Annotated in this window: 21 protein-coding genes; 16 read left to right on the top strand and 5 right to left on the bottom strand. The window is 40.7% G+C overall.

Going from position 1 to position 23,234, the window contains the following annotated elements:
• Positions 1-588 precede the first annotated feature (588 nt).
• From QME20_RS00505 to QME20_RS00525, 5 genes are read left to right on the top strand one after another with little or no spacing between them, the layout of a single operon-like run.
• Positions 589-1,794: an outer membrane beta-barrel protein gene (locus QME20_RS00505; RefSeq protein WP_049586449.1), complete on the top strand. Its 1,206-nt coding sequence runs from the start codon at positions 589-591 to the stop codon at positions 1,792-1,794.
• Between the two features lie 8 nt (positions 1,795-1,802).
• Positions 1,803-2,339: a polysaccharide biosynthesis/export family protein gene (locus QME20_RS00510; RefSeq protein WP_230598732.1), complete on the top strand. Its 537-nt coding sequence runs from the start codon at positions 1,803-1,805 to the stop codon at positions 2,337-2,339.
• A 24-nt stretch (positions 2,340-2,363) separates the two neighbouring features.
• A complete protein-coding gene (locus QME20_RS00515; RefSeq protein ID WP_281715225.1) occupies positions 2,364-4,580 on the top strand; it encodes a polysaccharide biosynthesis tyrosine autokinase in 2,217 nt (738 codons plus the stop codon).
• Positions 4,581-4,589: 9 nt separating this feature from the next.
• Entirely contained in the window at positions 4,590-5,321 is a 732-nt protein-coding gene (locus tag QME20_RS00520) for a CpsB/CapC family capsule biosynthesis tyrosine phosphatase (protein WP_049586453.1), read from the top strand.
• Positions 5,321-6,085 carry a VpsP family polysaccharide biosynthesis protein gene (locus QME20_RS00525; RefSeq protein WP_281715226.1) on the top strand — a complete coding sequence of 255 codons (765 nt, stop codon included), beginning with the start codon at positions 5,321-5,323 and terminating at the stop codon, positions 6,083-6,085. The genes QME20_RS00520 and QME20_RS00525 overlap by 1 nt, the downstream gene beginning before the upstream one ends.
• Before the next feature lie 12 nt (positions 6,086-6,097).
• On the opposite strand, the gene QME20_RS00530 is transcribed toward QME20_RS00525, so the two are convergent.
• The 5 genes from QME20_RS00530 to QME20_RS00550 all read right to left on the bottom strand — a co-directional run bounded on the left by QME20_RS00530 (position 6,098) and on the right by QME20_RS00550 (position 11,371).
• The gene (locus QME20_RS00530) at positions 6,098-6,508 is read right to left on the bottom strand and encodes a hypothetical protein (protein WP_039230069.1); all 411 of its coding nucleotides are present in this window, start codon (positions 6,506-6,508) and stop codon (positions 6,098-6,100) included.
• Between the two features lie 51 nt (positions 6,509-6,559).
• Positions 6,560-7,969, bottom strand: coding sequence for an O-antigen ligase family protein (locus QME20_RS00535; RefSeq protein WP_281715227.1), 1,410 nt, complete (start codon positions 7,967-7,969; stop codon positions 6,560-6,562).
• 47 nt (positions 7,970-8,016) lie between these two features.
• Entirely contained in the window at positions 8,017-8,586 is a 570-nt protein-coding gene (locus QME20_RS00540; protein ID WP_281715228.1) for a hypothetical protein, read from the bottom strand.
• A 119-nt stretch (positions 8,587-8,705) separates the two neighbouring features.
• Positions 8,706-10,643 (bottom strand): EAL domain-containing protein, encoded by a 1,938-nt coding sequence (locus QME20_RS00545; RefSeq protein ID WP_281715229.1) that lies wholly within the window; start codon positions 10,641-10,643, stop codon positions 8,706-8,708.
• A complete protein-coding gene (locus QME20_RS00550; RefSeq protein WP_281715230.1) occupies positions 10,643-11,371 on the bottom strand; it encodes a transglutaminase-like cysteine peptidase in 729 nt (242 codons plus the stop codon). The genes QME20_RS00545 and QME20_RS00550 overlap by 1 nt, the downstream gene beginning before the upstream one ends.
• A gap of 333 nt (positions 11,372-11,704) precedes the next feature.
• Between QME20_RS00550 and QME20_RS00555 the strand changes: the two genes are divergently transcribed.
• From QME20_RS00555 to QME20_RS00605, 11 genes are all read left to right on the top strand, one after another.
• Entirely contained in the window at positions 11,705-12,844 is a 1,140-nt protein-coding gene (locus tag QME20_RS00555) for a glycosyltransferase (protein WP_281715231.1), read from the top strand.
• 2 nt (positions 12,845-12,846) lie between these two features.
• Positions 12,847-14,166, top strand: coding sequence for an O-antigen ligase family protein (locus QME20_RS00560; protein ID WP_039230055.1), 1,320 nt, complete (start codon positions 12,847-12,849; stop codon positions 14,164-14,166).
• A complete protein-coding gene (locus QME20_RS00565) occupies positions 14,156-14,725 on the top strand; it encodes a serine acetyltransferase (protein WP_039230052.1) in 570 nt (189 codons plus the stop codon). Before QME20_RS00560 ends, QME20_RS00565 begins: the two co-directional genes overlap by 11 nt.
• Positions 14,722-15,846: a glycosyltransferase family 4 protein gene (locus QME20_RS00570; RefSeq protein ID WP_039230050.1), complete on the top strand. Its 1,125-nt coding sequence runs from the start codon at positions 14,722-14,724 to the stop codon at positions 15,844-15,846. Before QME20_RS00565 ends, QME20_RS00570 begins: the two co-directional genes overlap by 4 nt.
• A complete protein-coding gene (locus QME20_RS00575; RefSeq protein ID WP_281715232.1) occupies positions 15,843-16,730 on the top strand; it encodes a sulfotransferase in 888 nt (295 codons plus the stop codon). Before QME20_RS00570 ends, QME20_RS00575 begins: the two co-directional genes overlap by 4 nt.
• Positions 16,730-17,593, top strand: coding sequence for a glycosyltransferase family 2 protein (locus QME20_RS00580; protein WP_281715233.1), 864 nt, complete (start codon positions 16,730-16,732; stop codon positions 17,591-17,593). The genes QME20_RS00575 and QME20_RS00580 overlap by 1 nt, the downstream gene beginning before the upstream one ends.
• A gap of 48 nt (positions 17,594-17,641) precedes the next feature.
• Positions 17,642-18,523 carry a glycosyltransferase family A protein gene (locus QME20_RS00585; RefSeq protein ID WP_039230041.1) on the top strand — a complete coding sequence of 294 codons (882 nt, stop codon included), beginning with the start codon at positions 17,642-17,644 and terminating at the stop codon, positions 18,521-18,523.
• Between the two features lie 13 nt (positions 18,524-18,536).
• On the top strand, positions 18,537-19,961 hold the full coding sequence (locus tag QME20_RS00590) for an oligosaccharide flippase family protein (protein ID WP_281715234.1): 1,425 nt from the start codon (positions 18,537-18,539) through the stop codon (positions 19,959-19,961).
• On the top strand, positions 19,962-21,182 hold the full coding sequence (locus QME20_RS00595) for a glycosyltransferase (RefSeq protein WP_281715235.1): 1,221 nt from the start codon (positions 19,962-19,964) through the stop codon (positions 21,180-21,182).
• 16 nt (positions 21,183-21,198) lie between these two features.
• A complete protein-coding gene (wcaK, locus tag QME20_RS00600) occupies positions 21,199-22,434 on the top strand; it encodes a colanic acid biosynthesis pyruvyl transferase WcaK (RefSeq protein ID WP_039230031.1) in 1,236 nt (411 codons plus the stop codon).
• 145 nt (positions 22,435-22,579) lie between these two features.
• Positions 22,580-23,227 carry a PEP-CTERM sorting domain-containing protein gene (locus QME20_RS00605; RefSeq protein ID WP_039230029.1) on the top strand — a complete coding sequence of 216 codons (648 nt, stop codon included), beginning with the start codon at positions 22,580-22,582 and terminating at the stop codon, positions 23,225-23,227.
• Positions 23,228-23,234 lie beyond the last annotated feature (7 nt).

Raw genomic sequence — 23,234 nt, forward strand, 5'->3', positions numbered from 1 at the left:
ACTTATGGAAGTTAGGCAAATACTGTGCCCACTTTTAAGCGCGTAAGATGAATAATCACAACGTGCTGATTATATTCGCGTTGAAATTTTTCACGTCTAACGCTTAAGTGCTCTAGCAACAGCGTATTATATGGATATTGTAATTTTATTACAAAAACAAAGTTCATTCCGTACTAATTTGGTGCAAAATGAGTAGAATACGGCGCTAGCGCTTTTCATGAACAATATAAATAAGATAGCATATACTGCATTTGCAGCCTTGGACATATAGATGCAACAATATCTAGGTATAAGTTGCAGTACTTTGTTAACTGACTGTTGAGTCAAACAATACAGAGCAAATTGACTTTCGCTTCAATGTGTTCGCTAGTAATGTTCAGAGCCTAATACAGCAAAAGCGGCACGCCTATTGCTCGACATTGATTATCCATGAACTATTAAGGCATTCACCTTGTTTAGTTTGTAATAATTACACATATTCCGGCTGTTTCGCGGTTTATAGCGTTTATGTAAGGATGTATTTGAAAGCGCTATATCGAAATAATGCACCGTTTTAATACACCCAAGCCATCGTAGGAAGGAAATAACATGTTAAAAAGGACCAAAAGCATAATAGCTATGTCGGTAATTTGCGCCACACCGACTCTATTTGCCCAAGAGGCTGGTCGAATTCAAGCTGGGCAATTTGATTTGATCCCTTCGTTTACGTCTTCGATGGCGTATGTTGACAACGTAGCTTATGCGCGAGATGACGATCCTGAAATTTATAGTTGGCGAGCGACTATTTCTCCAGAGTTAATTGCTGCTACACAGATTGACGGCAATCCATTCCAAGTAGGCTATCGTTTAGAAAGAGGTGTATTTTTTTCAAGCAGCGCTGATGACTATACAGACCACTTTATTGAAGCATCAGGAGAATATGAACTAAATAGTAGGCATAGAGTTAATGCAATTGCCCAATACGAAGATGGACATGAAGAGCGCGGTACTGGCTTTTCTTTAGGACTAGGTACAGCCATCACAACACCTGACCGTTACAAAAGTACTTCTTTTGGCGGCGAGTATTCCTACGGTGCTGTTACATCAGATGGAGTAGTAACGCTAAAAGCAAACCGTGAGACGTTAGATTATGATCGAAGTGAACAAGCCTATTTGATTAGAGATCGGGTAAAAAACAAAGTCGGCGCTGAATTGGGTTATCGTATTGGCTCTGCGACAACAGCACTGCTCGATGTAACGCAAACGTTTGTGAGGTATGACAACCAGACGGGTATTACAACTAGAGATAGTGACGAAACTCGAGTTTTACTTGGTGTTAGATGGGAATCTACGGCAGCGACTACTGGCTTTGCAAAAGTGGGTTATAAAGAAAAAGATTTCGATGCCGCTACGAGAAGTACTTTCTATGGAACTGATTGGGAAGTCGGTATAGAGTGGCAGCCTATTTCATATTCTACGTTTCGATTTTCTACGAATGCAGACACTAGGGAAACCAACGGAGAAGGTAATTTCATAAGAGGTAGAGATTACACTGCGGCGTGGAATCACGAGTGGCTAAGCCGGTTAAGCTCTTCAATTAGTATAACGCGTGAAACAAACGAGTACATTCTTGATGAAGATGGCATTGAAAATAGGGATGACGAGTTGATGCGTTACATGGCGTCATTAAATTACCAGGCTCGTAGGTACTTGTCTTTTTCCCTATTCTATCAGTTGGCAGATCGTGAAAGTAACCGCGATTCAATTGGCTATGACCGAAATGTTGTAGGAATTTCCGCAGAGGTTACATTGTGAAGCAACATTTGATGATTAAAACAGTATTTTTATTTTTAATTTTTGTTACGAGCTCTGCCTTCGCTCAGGAAGGAAACTTGAGCATGAGTCAGTATCAACTTGGATCTGGTGACAGAATAAAAATCAGTGTTTTTGGCCAAGATGATCTTTCTATGGAAGTACGTCTACCTGATGTCGGTACAATCAATTATCCATTCCTAGGAGAAATTAAATTGGTTGGCTTAACAGCCGATGAAGTCGAAAAGAAAATTTATGATGGCTTGCTAGGGGATTATTTGGTTAACCCTTCTGTCTCAGTAGCTATCGTTGAATACAGGCCCTTCTTTATTGATGGTGAAGTGAAAAGGCCGGGCGGCTATCCATATCAACCAGGCCTTTCTGTTAATAAAGCGGCTGCATTAGCCGGCGGTTACACAGAGCGAGCGGCCCGCGACAAAATTACCATAATTCGTGAAAAGGACGGCAGAACAAACGAATTCACCGTAACCGTGAGCGATATGATTCAGCCTGGTGATATTATCACCATCAATCAGCGTTTCTTCTAAATTACGTAGCGTGCAGGAAATAAAATGGCAGTAAATGGCAGGGAAGAGTTCAATGCTGGTGTGTTTGAAAATGAGACCATCGACATTGCTCATTATTTGGGAATTATTAAGCGTTACGCATTTCGAATTGTATCATTAGCAATTGCATTTACGATCTTAGTTGCATTGTTAGTCATGCGTATGACGCCCATGTTCACTTCTACTACAACTATTTTGGTAGAGGCAGAAAAGGCGAATGTTGTTTCAATAGAAGAAGTATATGGTCTTGATACAAAGCGAAAGGACTATATGCAAACGCAATTTGAAATACTGCAATCCCGTCAAATTGCAGAACGCACGGTTGAAAGCTTATCGCTTTATAATAACGAAGAGTTTATGCCAGTTGATGAGGGCCCTAGTCTATTCGATGAACTAAAAGCTAGGATAGTCGAAGCTTTACCGTTTCTTCCGCAGGAAGAGCCTAAAGATTTAACTGAAGAGCAAATTTTAGCGGCTAAAAAGCGCAAAGCTACTTCACTCTTAATGAGCGCACTTACCGTTGAAATGGTCGACAATACGCAAGTAATGAGAATAACCATTACTACTGAATCACCTACACTTTCAGCGGAACTAGCTAACGCAGTTGCAGACGTATACATTGAAAACTATCTGCAGGCTAAGCTTGATATGACTGCAAAAGCAACGTCTTTTCTTACAGATAGCTTAGAAGGCCTCAAGCAAAAGCTTACTGTGGCTGAACGCAATCTTGCTAAGTTTTATGAACAAAATCAAGTTGTTAATATAGATGGTGTAGTAGGCTTAGCGGCCGATGAGCTAGAGCAGCTGAGCAAGCAATTACTCGATGCGCAAACCGCACTTAAGCTGAATGCTGTTATTTATAGACAAACGCGCAACGATGTATCGTTAGAAGACATAGCGCGTCTTCCTGAAGTACTGAATCACCCAACCATCAGAGATGTTCGACGTGACGAAGCAAAGGCGATGACGCGCGTGAGCGAACTGAGTAAAGTTTATGGCCCTAAACACCCTAGAATGATTGCTGCGAATGCAGAGCTCTCTTCTATTCGGGAAACACTGAGTAGTCAGATTAGAGATTTGATAACGAGTATTACAACGCAATACGAAGTGTCGGAAGACCGCGTTGCGCAGCTAGAGCAAGAAGTAGCGCAAGCAAAGGCAGAATTCCGTTCGCTGTCAGCGTTAGACAATCAGCGGCGAGCTCTGCAACGTGAAGTTGATATTAATCAGCAGCTTTACAACTCTTTCTTTACTCGTTTGAAGGAAACCGATGAGCTGGGCGGCTTTGAGTCAGCAAATGCGCGAGTGCTCGACGCGGCGTTACCCAAATATACGCCTTCAGAACCTAACAAAAAGCTGTTAATAGGTGCCGCTTTTGTTTTTAGTATGGGCTTTGGCGTTTTCTTGGCTATTGCCATGGAAACCCTAAACAGCGGTATTCGCTCGGTAGAAGATGTTGAGCGTAAACTTGGACAGCGTATGTTAGGTCTTATCCCATGGCTTCCACACAAGAAGAAGACTGACTTACCAATTCGTTCTTTCTTTGATGGTAAAAAGCATCAATTTGCAGAGTCGGTTCGTACCCTGCGAACTAGCCTATCATTATTGAATTTAGATAAAGAGCAGCAGGCCATAATGATTACATCGAGCGTGCCAAAAGAGGGTAAAACTACCGTTTCGATTAATTTAGCGTTTGCCTTGGGGCAGCTGGATAAGACCATACTGATTGATGCCGACTTACGTCGTCCTAGCGTTGGCAAGCAATTTGGCATTCCAAATTACCAGCCCGGTGTTGCGAACTTAATCTTAAAATCACATACTTTTGATGAATGCTTAGTGCAGGATGAAGAATCTAAGATAGATATATTATCCGCAGGAACTATCCCATCAAATCCACAAGAATTGCTAGCTGACAAAGGCTTCGGCGAACTTATCGCCCAGCTTAAGACCCAGTACAAATATGTTGTTGTTGATACTGCACCAACTCAAGCTGTTAGTGACTCTATGGTTATTGCAAACTCATGTGATTCTGTAATATACGTAGTTCGTGCAGACAGTACCAGTGAGAAGTTAATAAATAATGGTTTGTCTCGATTCCTTCAAGTTGGTCATCGTCTTGATGGGGTAGTGTTAAATCAAGTAGACTTACGTAAATCTGGTGCAGCACAAAGGTATGCTGGATTCTACGACCAATACGGTTATACGAGTCATAAAGACAGCTAACAGTAATTATTGATAGATATACATAGCCATATATTGCCTGGCATCGACGACGGTGCCAGGTCTTTAGATATCGCCTTAGAAATGGCACAGCAAGCTGTTGACTGTGGTGTAAGTCACATGGTTTGCACGCCTCATATCCATAAAGGCTACTTTGACAATTCTCCCAGCACGATAAAGCCTGTATTTGATGAGTTTGTGAAAGCTGTCAAAGCAGCGGCGATTCCTTTAACACTTTCTTATGCAGCTGAAGTGAGAGTGAATGAGCTTATTCCCGTTTGGTTCAAACAAGGGGAGCTACCATTCATAGGTGAACTAAGCGATAAAAAAATACTTCTGCTTGAAATGCCTCATAGCCATGTTCCCCAGGGGCTTGAGACCCTAGTTAAATGGTTATTAAGAAATAACGTTCAACCTCTTATAGCGCATCCAGAACGAAATCGGGAGTTGTTAGCAGAGCCAACTAAATTTAGCTGGCTTCAGCGACAAGGGTGTTTCTTTCAAGTTACCGCTGGCGCTTTGACGGGGCGATTTGGAGACGACGTAGCACAATTTGCATTAAGTTTAATGCAGCGAAGAGCATTTCATGTTGTTGCCTCTGATACCCATGATTTAGTACGACGGCCTAATGACATGAGAGATGCGTTTGACGTTGTCGCCGCCTTCGATAGGGTCTTCGCTCAAGACGTTTTCATTAACAAGCCTGGTGAAATAATAGGTAAAGCACTTAGGCAAGGTGTTTAATGAAGGCGTTTAATCTCGCTAGCTTTCACAACCAACAAATTTTTAGTACAGCGCTTAAATGGATCGTAGCGCTTATGGCGTTATGGAGTTTAGTGTGGAGTGTGCAGCTTTTTATTGCGGGTAATGCATACTATAGCGTAAAGAATAACATCGATATGTGGCAGCAAAGGCCTGAGCGTGCGACCACAGAGAAGATAGAGCGAGCTCTAAATAAAATAGAAACAGCGCTTAGTTATTTCCCGAAAAACGCACTCTACTATCAAGTACAAGGGCAATTATATGAATGGAAAGCATATAGTGTGGGTGACGCCGGCGTGTCGAGCGACACTCAAACAGCAGCTTTTGATTCGAAGAGAAATTTATACCAAGCCTTTACTGCCTACGAAAAGAGTCTAGAGCTAAGACCGAATTGGAGCGGCAGTTGGATAGGGCTAGCGTCAGTTAAGTGGAAACAGAGAGAATTAGATAGTGCATTCTATGATTATGTAACGCGTGCCGTTGATGTGGGAGCACAAGATGCCATAGTGCACAAATTTATCGTAGATTATGGCTTAGACATGTTCGCCGCACGCTCAGTGCATTACGTAAAAGTGAAAGATCTATTAAAGCGCCATTTAGATTTAGGAATTCAAAATCCACTTAGCAGAAGTTTTGTTTTAGAAGCTATCCAAAAGCATAGCGCAGAGGAAGTAGTGTGTCGTTGGTTGAATACTTCGAGTTACCCTGTCAAAAAGCGTATACCTAATTGCGTGACATACGACTAAAAACGACCGAAATTAACTTTTTCCTTTCAACCAGTCCCAAAGCCCCAGTGAAAATCCTTCGAAAAGGTTTATTCCTAACCAACTTTTGAGGATATAAAGAAGTACCAAACCAAGTATTAACGATACGCTGAAAAAAAGCGCAACAGTTGCTGCCATAGCAATTCTGCCAATTCTACTTTCAGTTCTGGATAAATCTCGTTTATCTGTTCCAGCTAACAGAACGAAATAATAGCGGCTGCGTAGGAGGCTAATGGTGCCCCGAACATCCACTTTATGATTACCCCAACGTCTTCCCGCAAGCGCAGTATTTAAATGAGATAATTGTTCATCAGAGAATGAGTCAGCTACTTTTTTCGGCATACGCTCAAGCATGTGTTGAACGTTGGGCTCTTCTCTAACGGGGCGTTTAATTTTTAAAACCACACTGCGTCCTTTTACGATAAAACGATCGAGAAAAAAATTGAGTTAAGCAGTTTATCTATGTGATTGCCTTCCCATTGAAATATCTCTGCTTAGCGCTCCTAATGCTAAAAGAACAATAAATATAGCCGTATTTGCTGGTGCTTGTAGAGGGAAATCCACACTGCTGTGCAAAGCCATGCCGATAGTTGCCATAATACTTGCAAAAGCGGTGCCTCTGGGTAAAGGGTGGCGTCTATTTCGAACGGCGCTAAGAGCATTTTTAGTACACAGCAGCACTAGCAGAGCAAGAACAAAGGCACCTACGACACCAAACTCAATGCTAAATTGAAGATATTCGTTGTGTGCGTGATCGTAAAAGTGCTGAATACTTTCACTCTGAAATTGAGGGTAAATGGTGTAAAAAGTTCCACCTCCGGTACCTATTAGTCCGTATTCACCTAATAGGGGGAGTGCGTCTGTTATTACTTCATCTCTACTTTCTTGTGCGAAGTTTGTTTGTTCTAAGCGCTGTTGCACTTGCTTGAGGCCAAAAAGACTACTGACTAACAAAATATCGATAATCAGCATGCTGATAAACAAAGTGATATAGCTTTTTTGACGGGGCTTAAAGTAAATCAAGCCAAGCGTGGCTGTAATTGTCATGGCTATAAAAAAAGCGCTATTACCCATTCGAGAACGGGACATGACTAACGCAATCACCATTATAATTATGCCTATTCTAAATAGTACTTTGTTACTTAGCCAAAACTTCACCAGTCTTCGCAGCCTTTCTCGTTTACTGGTGGTGTTGTCTTGATGCAAACTCGCTATCAAATACCCGATTGCTGCACTCAAACAGAGCATTAGAAAATTTGCATAATGATTCTTGTAAATATAGCTGCCAGTCGCGATGTGCGAAACCGGCTGTTTGAATACCAGGCTGTACTTAATACCTGAAAGTACTTCTAGTGCGCCGTAGATAGCTTGAAATATGCCAGCTGCGCTAATGACTATAAGGGTGTAGCGTAAACGCTTAGCTGAATTGACAAGGGTTAGTGCGATGAAAAATAGAAAACAATAGGCAAGAGATTTGAAGAAAGTTACGTCGCTCTGACCTACATCAAAACTCAAAGATAGCCACTTTGAAGTGACGTTCTCTTGGTTACCCCACTGCTCACTTAAGAGGTAGCTTACGCGCTCAGGTCGTATTGCCTCGACCAGCGCAAAGGGTAGAGGAACAATATTGATAAGCTGCCAAGCAAGAAAAATAACCCAAAGAATAATGAATATTCGATATTTTGTGTAGAGTTGATGAAGTAGAGAAGTGTTTAGCAGAACCAAGGTGCCGCCAATTGAAAACAGCGACATTTGCATCAGCGCCCACGCCCACGGGCGATTTGCGCCCAACGACAGAGGAAGCCAGAACAAAGTGAATAAAAGAAAACCGAAAAGAAACTTTTCGGTTTTCAGAACATTAACCATAAACAACTACAACAAAAATAGTTAAAGTTTAAGCAGTTACGTTTTGGTTAGTTGGCAGAAATTGTTGTATCACCACCACCTGCACCAGCTGCCCCAGTACCGACACCAAGCGGAGAAAACGTATTGCCCGTTCCACCTGCTGCAGTAGCCGTTAATGTGCTTGGATCTACACCAGCATTAATAACTGCTAGCAGTGCATCGTCTTCACTAATTACCTGCATTTGAAGAGCGATATTGTAGATCTCGCTGGCACTCTCAGGAAACATTAAAACAGTAATCGTTATGATTTGAGATGCTTGATCTGGAAACTGTGTAAATCCAGCGATGGCTAATTCGAACCCTGTGGCATTTTCGTTAAGTAAACCTACTAAAGATTCAAATGAATCTTGGTTGTCAGATAAATACGCAGTGCCTGCAGCATCGAAGTAAAGACCTTCATTGATTACAGTCTGACTAACTTGATTTGCGGCGTCTTGTATATTCGCTCCGTTATCAAGTTCATTAACAAGTAACGTTCTTACTTGAGTGCCCGGTGCGCTATTTTCTTGCGCTGAAGAAACAGGCGTTAGCACAACCAGTGCAATCATAAGTAGAGATAAAATAACGTTGCTACGCATAGCTTATCCTTTTAAATAAAACGTCGGGTCAGCGTCTTGCTAACACCATTAGTAATCATTGTATAACAAATAAGCGTGCTAGGTCTTCACTTTGTTATACGACTTCTCGGCTAAGTAACTTAATTTTGCCAAAGCGTAGGCTTTGCGAAATAAAAACCTTGCTGATAAGCAACGTCGAGTTGAGTTAATGCCACTGACTCTGCTTCATTCTCAACAAGCTCAGCAATTACGTTGATATTTAATCCTCGAGCTATGCTCAACAAGCTACTTACAAACAACTGATTATCTTTATCTGTGTGAATATCTTTCGTAAGCTTGCCGGAAATTTTTACAAAATGAGGCTGAATAGCCCTCAATCCTGCAAGTGATGCAAGATTTTCTCCAAAGTGCTCAATTGTTACGCGGCAGCCTAATGTCATTAGAGTCTTGCAAAAAGATATGGTGTCATCTTTATGGTGAATGAGTGCTGAGTCTTCGAATTCGAACACCAACTTAGTGCAAAGCGCCGTGTTTTGGTTCAATTGTGTAACTAGCCAGGTTCTGAAATGGGAATTAGCTAGAGATGCATTTGCAATATTAATGGCCACATCACATTTTGCCTGAGAAAGCTTTTTAAAAACGAGGGTTGCTACCAACTTATCGACCTCTGGAATAAGGTTCAATCGTTCTGAAGCGGGGATTAACTGCGACATTGGTATAACACTGCCGCTTTCTTTGTCTTTGAAGCGTGCGAAAGCCTCAAAATATGAGGGAGTGTTTTCTGCAATACTCATGACAGGTTGTATCAGCATGTCAGCGTACTGTTGCTCCAATATCACATTAAGCCTTTCTCTCCATGCAGTATTACTGTGTATATGAGAGAGTTCTGAAGCAAATTGCCATCCATTAGTTTGTTTAGTTGCAGCCATAAGCGCGCTGTCAGCATTTTCCATAATTTCGGAAAAAGACTGCTTATCGCTAAATTGCGCCACGCCCATCCACACCGAACGATTTCCGTCTTTGAGAGGATTGCAATGTACGAGAGTTTCACTTAAATCTTCGATTTTATTCGAACATTCTCTCTTTGATATTGCTTCAGTGACTAGTGCAAAGTCGGCGCCTGATAGCCTGAATAAGTGTGTAGTCTCAGCCGACTCTTTGGAGAACTGCTTAAGAATGTTGGCAACCGAAGTAACGTAATTGTCGCCCTCTTGGGCCCCGAGAGAAGTATTGATAGCGTTGAGGTGCGCTAATCGTATTATAACTAAATAACCTTCATCTGAATGGGCTGTCGAACTTAATAAAGCGTTCATGTGACGAGTGAAGGCATTTCTGTTTTGAACGCCCGTAAGGCTGTCTTCGTACGCTTGCGCCTTGAAGTGTTCTGCTTTTTGGGAAAGTTCTTTAAACATCCCTTCTACAGATGAAGACAGCTTATTCACCGCTTGGGTAATAAATGTAAGCTCTTGGGTAAATGGCTTATAGTTTATTTGAGAAAACTTTTGGTTTTGAATGTCATTAATCTTGTGAACCACGATTCTAAGCGGTTTTGTAATAGCGGTAATTATGAAAAGCAACGCGATGTAGGCTACAACGAACGCGGCAAAAAACATAAAGGCACTTTGTTTGACACTTTCATAAAGCGTTTCATTTGCAAGTCCTGGGTGGCTTTGGACTGTTAGCTCTCCGGCCAAGGTCCAGCCATCGTTTAATTCAGTTCGTTGAACGGGTGGTGTGACTTCTACTAAATTAGTGAACCACGCAGGCACTGAATCTTGAGTATTTGGGTTTTTACGCTCAATCAGTAAATTACCTTCCATGTCAGAGACCGTAATATACTGATAGAAACCCCTGTCAAAAATGGCATTTACCATAGTCTCCGCAACGATTATTCCGTTGGGTTCGCCAATGTAAGGCGTGATGGAAAGGCCTAAAGACGTTGCTGTATCTTGAGCGTGAGTCGCTAGTTGCTCGTTAACATATTCTCGAGTTAGCTTTACATTTATAATGAAAGAGCCAGCAAATACTAAAACTAAAAAAATGGCTAAGCTCGTACTTAATTGGGTAGATAGTCTCATTATTTTTCTTTATCTCCGTACATTACGCGGTCTAGTCGCTCTACCATGTCGTCCCACATTTTCATTGGGCCACTACCTCTCAACTTGCGGCCTGTTCCCATCGCTTTCGCAGCCCACAATCCATTACCATTAAAACTGTAAATAGGGGATAAGTCTCTGCGCTTACTCGCCGGTAAAATTCGCCGATTAATATTGTCTAAAACTAAAGGTACTGAGGTAGGCGTTTCATAATAAGCTAGCACCATGTGAGGTTGACGTAATTCTAATGCCGTTACATACATAAGCCTTAATTGACTTTCTGGTACACCTAGCTCAATGAGTGAGAAATATTTCGCAATGGTGTAGTCTTCGCAGTCGCCTGCGCCAGTGGCAATAAACTCTATTGGGGTGGCCCAGTAGTCCTTTTCGTTCCAGTGAACAAGATCGTCAACAAAATCGAAACGGTTAAAGAAGCGGTTGATAGAATAGAGTTTTTCATCAATCGCCTCTTGTTGTGATTCATCGATCAGTTGTCGCCAATCAGCAACATCTTCGGCAGCGTTACTGCCATATACGTCATTAATCCGCTTATAAACCTGCTCTGTAAAGACCGTTTTTTGTTGAGCAATACCGGACGCGACGACAAATACGCAAGACATCATAATAACGCCAGCGCGAAAAGCAGTAATTAAACTGCGGAGTTTGACTGGGTTCTGTGTTCGCGTGACGTAGCGTTCTTTTTGGTGCAAGCCGTGGATACTTTATGCAATAGATTAAGGCGAATGTAAAAAATGTTTCACTACAACGTTGTACGCTGTCTCACCTGTGATTGCGTTATGATGGCAAACTTGGTGATAACTTGAAAGGTTTTTGCTTAACTGAATTATCTTTTACTCAAAAGTGATCATAATTGGCATAATTCGTGTTTCTTATAAGCTAGGTAAATCGTGCAGCGCCCTCGAAAGCTTCGATAAGCACTTGCCATCAATTAGCATTGAAGGGCGGAAACCATGTACGAATATCAATAACACCTGATATCATTAGAACTGCTTGTAGTTTTATTACAACGAAAAGGAACTTTCATGAAGTACTCAGCGCGTCCAGCGGTGTTTATCATAAATTCACTTGAAGGCGGCGGCGCTGAACGAGTTATGGTTAAACTATTAACCATAATGGAATCTTATTTCGAAGAAAAAACGATTCCCGTCCATCTTATTCTTTTGGATGACCTCCCTGAATCTCATCAATGCCCGGCGTTCGTTGATAAAACTGTACTGGACTCTCAGGGGAGCCTAGTCGAGGGTTATCGACAGCTAAAGCCTGTTTTGGAAAAGATCGCTCCTGAGTATGTATTCAGTTTCTTAACGCGAAGTAATTTTCTAAACGTCGCGCTTTCTAAGCGTTTAGGGTTCAAATCAATTATTAGTGAAAGGGTTAATACTACCAGCCATCTGTCTGGTGGCTTAAAGGATAAGGTAAGCCGATTACTTGTTAGGTTGCTATATAATAAAGCCGATAGCGTAGTGGCTGTTTCTGAAGGTGTAAAAGCCGATTTAATCCAAAATTATGCAGTGCCGAAAGACAAAGTAGCTGTGTTATATAACCCCTACGATATTGAACAATTGAAGGAACAGGCCGCGGAGAGTGTATTAGACCTCCCTGCTAAACCTTACATTATTGGTGTAGGGCGATTAGTAAAGAACAAGAATTTTTCACTTTTAATCAACGCTTACGCTAAAGCAAACATCTCAGAAAACCTTGTTATTCTGGGAGTAGGTGATGAAGAGCTTAAACTGAAAAGCCTCGCAATAGAGCAGGGGGTAGGTGACAAAGTTCATTTCTTGGGGTTTAAATCTAACCCATACCCTTATGTAAGCAGCGCCGAATTTTTTGTTAGCACATCAAATGCAGAGGGTTTTCCCAATGCCATCGTTGAAGCAATGTGCTTAGGGAAAGCCGTAGTCGCTACTAACTGTGAATCAGGTCCCGCTGAAATTCTTGCTGAGAAATATCCTTATCACGTGTCTGGTGCTAGCGAAGAGAAAAACGGTATTCTGTGTGAACTCAATAACGTTCAGGGTGTTCGCGGCGCTTTAAAACTGCTCGAAAACGACAGCGTTCGCACTTCCTATGCAGCCAAGAGTAGAAGGTGTGCACAGCAATTCTCTTACCAAGCCTTCCAGGAGAAGGTGGTTGCAATAATAGATAAGGTTTGTAAATAAGCATGTTCGAAGGGTTAAAAGTTGTCGTTGGCCTGATCAGTTTCATTCTGGTGTATCGTACTGTCACTGGCAATTGTAATAAATACCTAGCGTTTGCAATTTGCGCAATATGGCTGCGATTCTTTTTGTCAGCGTTTCATACTATTACTTATCCACCTTTGATCGCGGGCTTTTCCATCAATGCGCTTGGGAGTATTAGTGTCGCTTGCCTAGGCTTGTTAGTGATTCCGACTCCAGTTTTTACACTTAAGAAATTCTTTCCTTTCTTTTTGTTTTTCGTGTGTATCGCTATAAGTGGATTCGTGAATATGAAAATCCCAGGCACTATTAATGTACTTGTGAAATGGTGTTATTTTTTAGTGCTCGCAAGTGCTTTAATTCTATCCGTAAGGGTGCAGGGGCAAAATGCAACCTTCAAGAAGCTTCTCGTCGCCTTTACTATGCCTGTGGCCTTACAGATTCTCTCTGTTGTGTTAGGTCAAGCGAAAGCTACGGAAGCAGATGGTTCGGCGAGTTACATCGGTGGATACAACCATGAGGCCGCTTTCTCAATGATTATCGTCAGCTTCATATTTGTGGTGGGCCTGATAGAAAGAGGTACACTGTCGTTTAGAACGTCTTTGTTTACCCTTTCTGTTTTCTTGCTTGTATTAGTTAACTACAGAACTTCGATTCTCACTATTCTCCCTATTGCAGCTGTGTTTTACTTTACGCTAGTAGAGCAACGGTTAAAGCCTTCGCAGAAAGCTCCTGTGATGATGATAGTTGCGATGGTATTGCTTTCTTCCTTTCTTGCTTTGTCTTTTACTATGAAAGAAAGGTTTGCTGACATCGGCCTCTTACTCAGCAATTTAGACCTCATGCTGAAAGCTCCCATTTATTTCTCAGACGCTGAGCGCGATATCATGTCTGCAAGGGTTTACATTTGGAGCCAATATATAGACGCCTTTAGGAATGCTGATTTACTTAACCAGTTGTTAGGTTTTGGTCCAGATTCTTGGAAAGGTCGATTTAATTTATATGCTCACAATACATTTGTTTCATACATTTATGAATATGGTGTCTTAGGAGTAGGGAGTTTTGTATTTGTATGTATAAGCGTATTACTCAACGCTTTAACACTCAAAGACAGAAAGTTGTCTAAAATTCTTGCGCTATCTTTTGTCGGTTTCTTAGCAATGAACATGGCTACAATGCCATTGTGGAATATCGAGGGACTGATTTTCTTTGCAATATTAAATGCCGTGCTAATTGGCCATAAAAAAAGTAGTAAGAGCAGGCAAGTTTCTACGGACAATCGGGAATTACTCAATGCGAATTGAAAGCAAATCTGATTACAAAATGTATCTCAGTGCAGACTTAGATGCATTGAATATCAAGCCTTCACTTAAAAACAAGTTGACTCACGATATATGGTCTTTTCAAAAGTCCTTGAGAAAGCTGGAGTACTATTTGAACTGTAAACATGGTCTGTTAAGTCGAGTGTATACAGTTCTGCTGAGGCTTCGTGTTCGGAAAAAAGGAAGAAAGTTGGGTTTCTCTATACCTCCGAATGCATTTGGTCCTGGTCTCTCAATTGCACATGCGGGAACAATAGTTGTCAATGCAAATGCGCGAATCGGGCGAAACTGTCGTATCCATGTTTGTGTGAATATTGGTGCAGACATTAGAGATGGAAATAAGGCTCCGAATATAGGTGATGATTGCTACATTGGCCCAGGTGCAAAAATTTATGGCGATATTGTTTTGGGCGACAATATAGGTATTGGCGCTAATGCCGTTGTAAACAAAAGCTTCTCGGGTAATGTAACTATTGCAGGTATGCCTGCAAAGGTTATTAGTGAAAATGGACCCAAAAGCTATAGGGATCACAAGAAATGAAAATTGCAGTAGTTGGATTGAGGGGCATCCCTAACATCATGGGCGGGATAGAGTCTCATTGTCAGCAAATCTATCCTAGGATCGCGAAAGAGGATGTTCAAATAACCGTGATTGGCAGAAGCCCATATTTGGTAAGCAGACGCAGTGAATATGAAGGTATATCTGTCATCGGATTGTGGGCTATTCAAAATAAGTTTTTAGAAACGTTTTTGCATACCTTTGTTGCCATTATTTATGCAGCGATTTTTATACGTCCAAATGTTCTTCATATTCATGCTGTTGGACCCGCACTATTTACACCCCTTGCGCGTCTTTTAGGCTTGAAGGTAGTGGTAACTCACCACGGTGCAGATTACGACCGTCAGAAATGGAACGCGATTGCCAAATTCATCCTAAAGTCGGGTGAGAAAATGGCTTGCTTGTTTGCAAATAAGGTCATTGTTGTGGGGCGCTCATTAACCAGTACGCTTAAAATGAAATACCCCAAACAAAAAGACCGTATTACGTTTATTCCCAATGGAACACTTGCGGCTTTTGGGCAAGGATGTACTGAAAGAGACTTGCCTAAAGACTTAGCGATTACTTCTGGAAACTATATTTTAGCCGTCGCAAGGCTAGTACCTGAAAAAGGGCTACACGATTTAGTTGATGCCTACAATAAGTCTGAAACTACCCACAAACTCGTTATTGTGGGTGATGCAGATCACAATGACGACTATTCGAGAAAGATAAAGTCCAAAGCCAGTGAGAAAGTGATTATAGCGGGTAGACGCGGTGGCAGTGAGCTACAGAGTTTGTACAAATTTGCAAGAGTATTTGTTCTTCCCAGCTATCATGAAGGGCATCCGATTGTCGCTTTGGAAGCGATAAGCGCGGGTACACAGGTGCTTTTATCTGATATTCAACCCAATTTGGACATTGCACTTCAGGTTGATTGCTATTTTAGAGTAGGTGATGTCAATTCGCTAACCAACAAGTTGAATGAGTTAGACAATTTAAATCTCGAAATCGATCAATCAGCGTTTTTGGCGAGGTACGATTGGGATGCAATTGCAGTCAATACGTTACGACAATATATGAAAGCGACAGGCCGTCTGCAGGCAGCAGGTGGCACCCAATGAGGGCAAAGGAAAAACTGAATATTGTTTATATATTGTCTGAAAAATCATCTGGTTCTAGCTTTCTGTTTCGTAGTTTAGCCGATGCTTTAAATATAAAGGACTACCCTGAGACTCAGCATTTTGAATCGGAGACACTTTACTGGACGAAAGCTGCGTCAATTTTAGAAATGCCACAGCTAAAAATGTTGGCTAGTTCGGTACCTTACAGCAAGGAAAGAGCACATTCTGATCTAATTAAGTTTCTAGAAAGAAACTTGGGCTCTCTACCACCCTACACCAATGACAAAGAGTTAATTTTTAGAGGATGGTATGAAATCATTCAAAAATTTGGCCCAGTATTTATAGAAAAGTCACCGCATCACCTAATGCAGCAAAGTGCGCTGCAATTGATGAAAGAATTTGAGCACGAGTATGCTGATTTACTCAACTGTCACTATGTTTGTATCGTTCGAAATCCAAAAGATGTTTTCCTATCTCAATTCAGACGCTGGAACGTGGCACTAGACACACTTGAGAATCAGTGGTTAGTTAACTACATGAATTGGTTTAACTTTTCTAAAGATCAGGTTGAACGTTGTAGACTAATAAAATATGAAGACCTTGTTTCTGATCAAGCTGAGATCGTTAAAGCAATTTGTGAAGATTTGGGAGTCGAATCCAAATTTGTGCAAAAAGAAAAATCGAGAAAAAGTAAAGCATCAAAACAATCTTCATTTTTCGGACACACATTCTCTGATTCCATTTTTCAATTAGCGAGCATGCTGGGCTATTCAAAACATGAGATAGAAGGGCAAGCAAATCTCAAATGGACGGCATACCATCTTTATACTCGCTACATTTATTCGCCAGCGAAGCGAATATACAACAATATAAGAGGGATCTAATGATGGACTTCAGTGTTGTTATAACCACATACAACAGACCTGATTACTTAGAGCAGTCGCTAAAAAGCGTATTAGCCCAACATGTACAACCCAAAGAAATCATCGTGATAGACGACAATTCAACGGCGAGTTATACCGATGTATTGTCAAAATTTGATGACGTTAGAATTAAGTATTTAAAACAGCCGGTTTCAGGTGGGGCAAATGTAGCGAGAAATAGAGGTGTAAAAGAATCAAGTGGGGATGTTGTTGCTTTTCTTGATGATGATGACGTTTGGTTACCGGTTTACTTGGATCACCATCAAGAGAAGTATCTTGATGGTGCAGATGCTGTGGTGTCAGGTTTTAGACACCTAGGTCACGAATCTAAAATTAGAGTAAATTCAGACACAGTAGTGTCTAAAACCTCACTCATTCGAGGTAATCACTATTGTGGTATGAGTGGCTTTAGCGCAAAACGTGATTTGCTGATTAATATGCCATTTGATGAGTCACTCAATAATGGACAAGACTGGGACATGTACGTTCGTTTGTTTGAGCGTGGTGTGTCTTTCATCAATATCAACATTCCCATATTCCTATATCGCTTTCAAAACGAAGATGGCATTGGGGCGAAAGTTCGCAAAATGAAACCAAGTGATATCGAGAAGCGTCTAGGCTCAGCAAGAAAGCATAGGCAGTTTCTAGGTGAATATTGGTTCAAAAAACGAATTTGTGAGCAGGTACTATTTTCTCTTAAACACAAAAAGACAAAATTGGCGTGGATTAAAAAGGCTATCGAAATTGCAGGAGTAAGAGCGACATTCATGTTCTTCCTCAATGCAGTAAAAAGAAAGTTATCAAGTAAGTCCTCAGTGATTTAAAGAAGCCTTCTTATAAAGGTAATTTAGTTCAAGGAAATATGAATTATTATGTGTGCAGCCTTAACAGTCTCAGTAATCATTCCGGTTTGGAACGACAGTCGACGAATATTGAAATGCATTGATGCATTAAAAAAACAAACGATTCCTGCTGACCAATTTGAGGTAATAGTCGTGGACAACGGGTCATTTGACAATACGTTTGAGGTTATTTCGGGTATTGAGGGTATCACTGCAGTTCAAGAAACTCGCACGGGTTCTTATGCAGCTAGAAACAAAGGTTTGAGTATTGCAAAAGGGGAGTTTGTCGCATTTACTGATTCTGATTGTGTTCCTGAGCCTTCTTGGTTAGAGAAATTAATCGAGAGCGCGCGCTGCAATCCAGGTTTTGGTGTTATTGCTGGAGATATGAGCTTTTTCATTGATGAAGAACAAAAAGCAGAGCGCTATGCTTTGGATTACGAGTCTTTCTTTTCGATGAAACAAGAACAATATGCAAAAGAAGGGGCGTGTATCACTGCCAATTGGTTATCCGCAAAGCAGGTTTTGGAACAACATGGTTGTTTCGATGCAAATTTAAAGTCGGGCGGTGATCATGAAATGTCTAAACGCTTATCTCGAAATGGTTTTCCTGTTGTATTTTGCAAAGAGGCAATAGTAAATCATCCGGCTAGAAGTTTTGATGAAATATTGAAGAAGCGCCGACGAGTCATTGGCGGTGCCTGGGATAAAAATTCGTCAAAATTAAAACCTATTTCAATGTATTGGCGAGCGTCTAAGCTCTTCATCAGACGTATTTTGACTACATTATTTGGAACTAAAGCCACTATTCAGAAAAAATTCTCTGTTATGAAAGTTGTCATTGCAATTTTTGTTGTCTCACTTGCAGAAATTACCCGTTTGATGGTGGGTAATACAAGCTCAAGAAGTTAATTAGGAATATTCAGTGAGTAGATTGGTAAAGGCTACTTCATGGACGACACTTGCAACTGTCGTCAACCTTGGGCTGACAATGCTTCAACTAGCAATTCTAGTACGCGTTTTGTCACCAAGTATTTTTGGGCAGTTTGCAGTTGTAAACCTCATTTTAGAAATTTTTGTCGCGTTTGCGTTAGGTGGCATCTCAAACTTTCTAATATATAAAAAGAATGCAGACCAAGAAACCTCCAACGCAATCTACTATTTAGCGTTGATCATTGGTGTCGTTTGCAGCGCATTACTTTTTTTTCTCGCCCCAATTCTAGCCAATCTTCTAGGTTACGATGCCATAGTGCAGGAACTTAAATTAGCAACGTTGTTGCTAGTCGTTTCATCTCTATCTTCGCAATATCAAGCGTTAGGAATGAAAAACTTTAAGCATCAACAGGTAGCACAAATCGATATAGTAGCGAAAATAGGCTCGTTTGCATTTGCAATAAGCTTTACGCATCTAGAGCTGCTTTGCCTTGTAGGTGCAGTGGTGATTTACCAGCTTCTTAGGTTAATTGGCTTTATGCTGTGCTTAGGAAAATATGTAAATCTTTCCACCAGAGTAAATACATCGATATACAAAGAAGCATTTAATTATGGCATTTTTGATTTTGGTTCTCAGGCACTCAACATCCTGAGGAGACAACTCGATGTTATTATTCTTGCAGTTACATTGCCAAGCAACGAAATGGGTATTTACCATGTTATAAAGCAGCTAGCCAGTCGGCCTGCTCAAGCGTTTCAGCCCATAATCGGAAAAGTAGCACTACCTGCTTTTGCAGAAGTCAAAGACGATCAGTCGCGCTTTGAACGAGTTTACAAAGATTTTTTTATTTTGCAGCTGTTTGTTTTGGCGTGCATCTACATGCCCGTCATAATAACTTCTGATTTGGTCACAACGTTATTTTTTGGTGAATCTTATGCCAAGCATAGTTGGATACTATCTCTTCTTGCAACATTCTGGTTTGTTCGTGTAGCCAGCTCGAACTTAGTTGGCCCTTTAGTACAAGCGACTGGTCATACTAAACGAAACTTCTTTTGGAATGTGGCCGTTTTACTGCCCAATGCCCTAGTAATTTACTTATCTTCTCAATTTGGTGTACTTGCACTAGTGTCGGCTATGGCTTTGTTTCAGTTAACTTTATTTCCTATAGTTAATTACTATTTCATCCAATATATCACCAAAGTGGATTTCAGTTTTTCTCTTAAAAATGTGTTTATTGTCGTGTTGTTTTTTGTATTGCCTCTTTGTGCATTGAAATATTTAGTGTTCCCTTTCTTGCCCAACATCTTTTTGTTGAAAGAGGTTGCTGTAGCTTTGTTCACACTCGCTTTGGCTACACTATTTTTGTTTTTCTTTAAAGAGTTAAAAGGCTCTCTCAAAAGAGTAAAAGGATTTTAAATGTCAGTTTCTAAAAAGGTTTACTTTTTCGTACGAACATTCCCTGTATTATCACAAACGTTCGTACTAAATCAGGTAAAAGACCTCAAAAGTAGAGGTATGGATGTACATGTGTTAGCTGTTAACCCAATCAATGATGATTCGTCTGTTTTGACTTCAATCTTTGGTTCAGAGGCTAAAAACAAAGTCACGTCGATTTTACCAAAGCCGCATTCGAGAAAGTCATGGCTTTTAATGATATTAGGCGTTTTTTACTGTGTAATGGCTAAACCAAGGTGGGAAGTGCTTGGATTGGCAATAAGGTTGGTTAAAAAGAAAAATTTCTTTCTTGCAAAAGATTTGTTGTGTTTAGTGTGGTTCTTGAGAAAAAGAAATATTGAGATGGATAATTGCATAGCACACTTTGGTAGTAATGGAGTGGTGCTTGATTATCTTCGTAACGCTAATCTTATTGACTGTGAAAACTTATTCACAGTTTTTCACGGATATGAAATAAGTCGATATGACCAACTAAATATTTGGGGTGAAGAGTACGGTAAGCTTGGAGGTACACTGTTGCCTATAAGCAGACACTGGGAAGAGTCGTTGATTGCTTTTGGTGCTCAAAAAGAAAATATTAAGGTCATTCATATGGGCGTGGATGTTGATAAGTTTTCTTTTATAGACAAAAGCATAAAACCTCCATTGCAAGTTCTCTCTGTTGCCAGGGCTACAGAAAAGAAAGGGTTGAAATATGCTATACAAGCTGTTCTTGAAGCGGATATACAGTGTCAATTTACTTTAATTGGAGACGGGAAGCTTTTACCAAATTTGCGAAAAATAGTAGATGAGCATGAAAATAAAGACCGAATTACGTTTCTCGGGGCTTGTTCTCCTGAACGTGTGGCTCAGGAGTTGAAACAAACCGATTTATTCTTACTTCCATCTGTTCGAGATGCCTCAGGTGATAAAGAAGGGATACCTGTTTCGCTTATGGAAGCAATGGCCAGTGGAGTTATTGTATTGTCTACGTTTCACAGTGGTATACCTGAGCTCATTGAAGACGGTAAAACTGGCTTTTTGGTACCAGAACGTGATGCAAATGCGATTAAAAGTAGAATGCAAGATATCGTAGCTCACAACTCACTCTCTTCCATTCGAGTTGCAGCTCGCGCAAAAGTCGAAACTGAATTTAATGCATCGACGTTGAGCAATCAACTACTCTCGATATTAACAAATTAAAACGGATTTCAAACGAATGAAAATATTGATTATTGGTAACCATTCTTGTGGAAACAGAGGTGATGGCGCAATCATAAGAGGATTAATTGAGGAGCTAGAGCAGCAGTTACCGAATATCGGACTTGATTTGGTGTCGAGGTTTCCCGTAAGTTCTGAAATATTACTTTCAAGGCCTTTCAAGAATGACTGGTTGTATAAATATCAGCCATACAAAGGTGGCTTAAAATCAAAGATTAAGAACAAAATTCAAAAGCCTATTCTGTTGGAGAGATTATTATCATCTGCAAAAACTGGCGATATACATAAAAGTCTCCCCATTGAGTTCAAAAGCTACATAAACGAACTCAAAGGCTACGACTATGTTATTCAGGTAGGGGGGTCGTTCTTTGTTGATTTATATGGGGTTGGACAATTTCATCACGCTTTATGTGCGCTTGCTGCGCAGGTACCGCTACTGATCTTAGGTCACTCAGTAGGGCCCTTTGAAGATAAAAAGTTTTGTGAAATTTCCGAGCTCGTCTTTCATCGCGCAAAAATATTTGGGCTCAGAGAATCAGTAAGTAAAAGGCTATTAGAAGAGAGGTTTGCTTTACCGAAGAGTTATGTCAAAGGTGCGGATACTGCATGGTTAGTAAATAACAATAATGTAGATATCGAGAATAAAGCGCTACTAGATTTTATCGCCGGCGGAAAAACTGTAGCGATTACATTAAGAGAGCTAAAACCTTTTGATAAAAGGCTAGGCGTGAGCCAAGAAGATTATGAGCGGAGCTTTGCAGAGCTTTGCAACGAACTGATTGAAGACGGATACCAAGTGCTTGCGTGTTCAACCTGTACCGGAATCGAAGGATATCAGAAAGATGACCGAATGGTCGCTTATAAACTAAGTAAGCACATTCGTGATGTTTCAAAATACAAGATTGTTATGGATGAGCTAAACGATGTTGAGTTGGGTACTCTGCTTAGTCACTGTGAGCTAACCATTGGTACACGCTTGCATAGCGCTATAATTTCAATGAATTTTGGAACACCAGCATTTGCGTTAAACTACGAACACAAGTCCGAAGGCATTATGAATCAACTAGGCTTACCTTCTTTTGGTGCACCATTGTCTGAACTTTTAAACGGGCAACTCATTTGTAAAGTGAAGGAATGTATTTCGAATATTGACGAAGCGCGAGAAAAGGTACGTGCTGCAGTCGTAGCCGAAAAAGGTAGAGCTAAAGACATGATAAAAGTAGTCACTCAATAAGAGAGTGTCTGCTTTTTTTGCATTGATTTTTCTGGGGTAAGGCAAAGCTTTGTAATATATAGCCTTTTTGCTTGTGGCGTAATTTTTGCTTTAACGTGTTGTATACGCTGTATTTGACCTCATGCATTAGTCAAAAGGAAAAAACATGAAATCTATTAAAAGTGCGTTAATAACGACATTGCTACTTATCGGTGGTTCTGCTAACGCAGCATTTATCAATTTTAGTGACTACACTGCCACTGCCTATGGTAACCAATCCAAAACAGGTTCGGAAGTAGTGTCTAATTCCGGAAACACATTTACATTAAATGGTAATCGCTGGGTTGATATTCTTTACGGTGTAACGCTTACAAGTACATCAATATTAAATTTTTCCGTTGAAGCTACAGGCTTGAACGCAGAATTGTACGGTATTGCTTTTGAAACGAACGATACATATAAATATGGTCAAATGGACAATTTCGTTTTCTTTGGCGGAACACAACTAACACAAGTAACAAGTGAGAATTCGCTACCATCGTTTGGAAGCTACTCAAGCGGTGATGGTGTAGTGAACTTCTCCATTAATGTAGGCGATTATTTTACAGGTGTTTTTGACCGTATGGTTTTCATTTTAGACAATGATGCAAACCAGTCTGGCTCAGTAGTTTCTTTTTCTAATGTAGAGGTTTGTGACAACGCGCTCGTGTGTCAACAATCATCTGTCATAGCGGTTCCTGAACCTGCACATATTGGCCTTGCAAGTCTCGCTCTAATCGTTATGGGCGTTACTCGTCGCAGGAAAAAAATATAAAATTTAA

It is taken from the genome of Alteromonas sp. CyTr2, assembly GCF_947311905.1.
GTDB classification, from domain to species: domain Bacteria; phylum Pseudomonadota; class Gammaproteobacteria; order Enterobacterales; family Alteromonadaceae; genus Alteromonas; species Alteromonas macleodii.

Bases quoted from the DNA above. Each gene is read 5' to 3' on its own strand.
- QME20_RS00570 (WP_039230050.1), top strand. From the start codon at position 14,722: ATGAAAATTGCAGTAGTTGGATTGAGGGGCATCCCTAACATCATGGGC.
- QME20_RS00545 (WP_281715229.1), bottom strand. From the start codon at position 10,643: ATGAGACTATCTACCCAATTAAGTACGAGCTTAGCCATTTTTTTAGTT.
- QME20_RS00525 (WP_281715226.1), top strand. From the start codon at position 5,321: ATGAAGGCGTTTAATCTCGCTAGCTTTCACAACCAACAAATTTTTAGT.
- QME20_RS00565 (WP_039230052.1), top strand. From the start codon at position 14,156: ATGCGAATTGAAAGCAAATCTGATTACAAAATGTATCTCAGTGCAGAC.
- QME20_RS00605 (WP_039230029.1), top strand. From the start codon at position 22,580: ATGAAATCTATTAAAAGTGCGTTAATAACGACATTGCTACTTATCGGT.
- QME20_RS00555 (WP_281715231.1), top strand. From the start codon at position 11,705: ATGAAGTACTCAGCGCGTCCAGCGGTGTTTATCATAAATTCACTTGAA.
- QME20_RS00515 (WP_281715225.1), top strand. From the start codon at position 2,364: ATGGCAGTAAATGGCAGGGAAGAGTTCAATGCTGGTGTGTTTGAAAAT.
- QME20_RS00585 (WP_039230041.1), top strand. From the start codon at position 17,642: ATGTGTGCAGCCTTAACAGTCTCAGTAATCATTCCGGTTTGGAACGAC.
- QME20_RS00575 (WP_281715232.1), top strand. From the start codon at position 15,843: ATGAGGGCAAAGGAAAAACTGAATATTGTTTATATATTGTCTGAAAAA.
- QME20_RS00535 (WP_281715227.1), bottom strand. From the start codon at position 7,969: ATGGTTAATGTTCTGAAAACCGAAAAGTTTCTTTTCGGTTTTCTTTTA.
- QME20_RS00580 (WP_281715233.1), top strand. From the start codon at position 16,730: ATGATGGACTTCAGTGTTGTTATAACCACATACAACAGACCTGATTAC.
- QME20_RS00505 (WP_049586449.1), top strand. From the start codon at position 589: ATGTTAAAAAGGACCAAAAGCATAATAGCTATGTCGGTAATTTGCGCC.
- QME20_RS00595 (WP_281715235.1), top strand. From the start codon at position 19,962: ATGTCAGTTTCTAAAAAGGTTTACTTTTTCGTACGAACATTCCCTGTA.
- wcaK (WP_039230031.1), top strand. From the start codon at position 21,199: ATGAAAATATTGATTATTGGTAACCATTCTTGTGGAAACAGAGGTGAT.
- QME20_RS00540 (WP_281715228.1), bottom strand. From the start codon at position 8,586: ATGCGTAGCAACGTTATTTTATCTCTACTTATGATTGCACTGGTTGTG.
- QME20_RS00560 (WP_039230055.1), top strand. From the start codon at position 12,847: ATGTTCGAAGGGTTAAAAGTTGTCGTTGGCCTGATCAGTTTCATTCTG.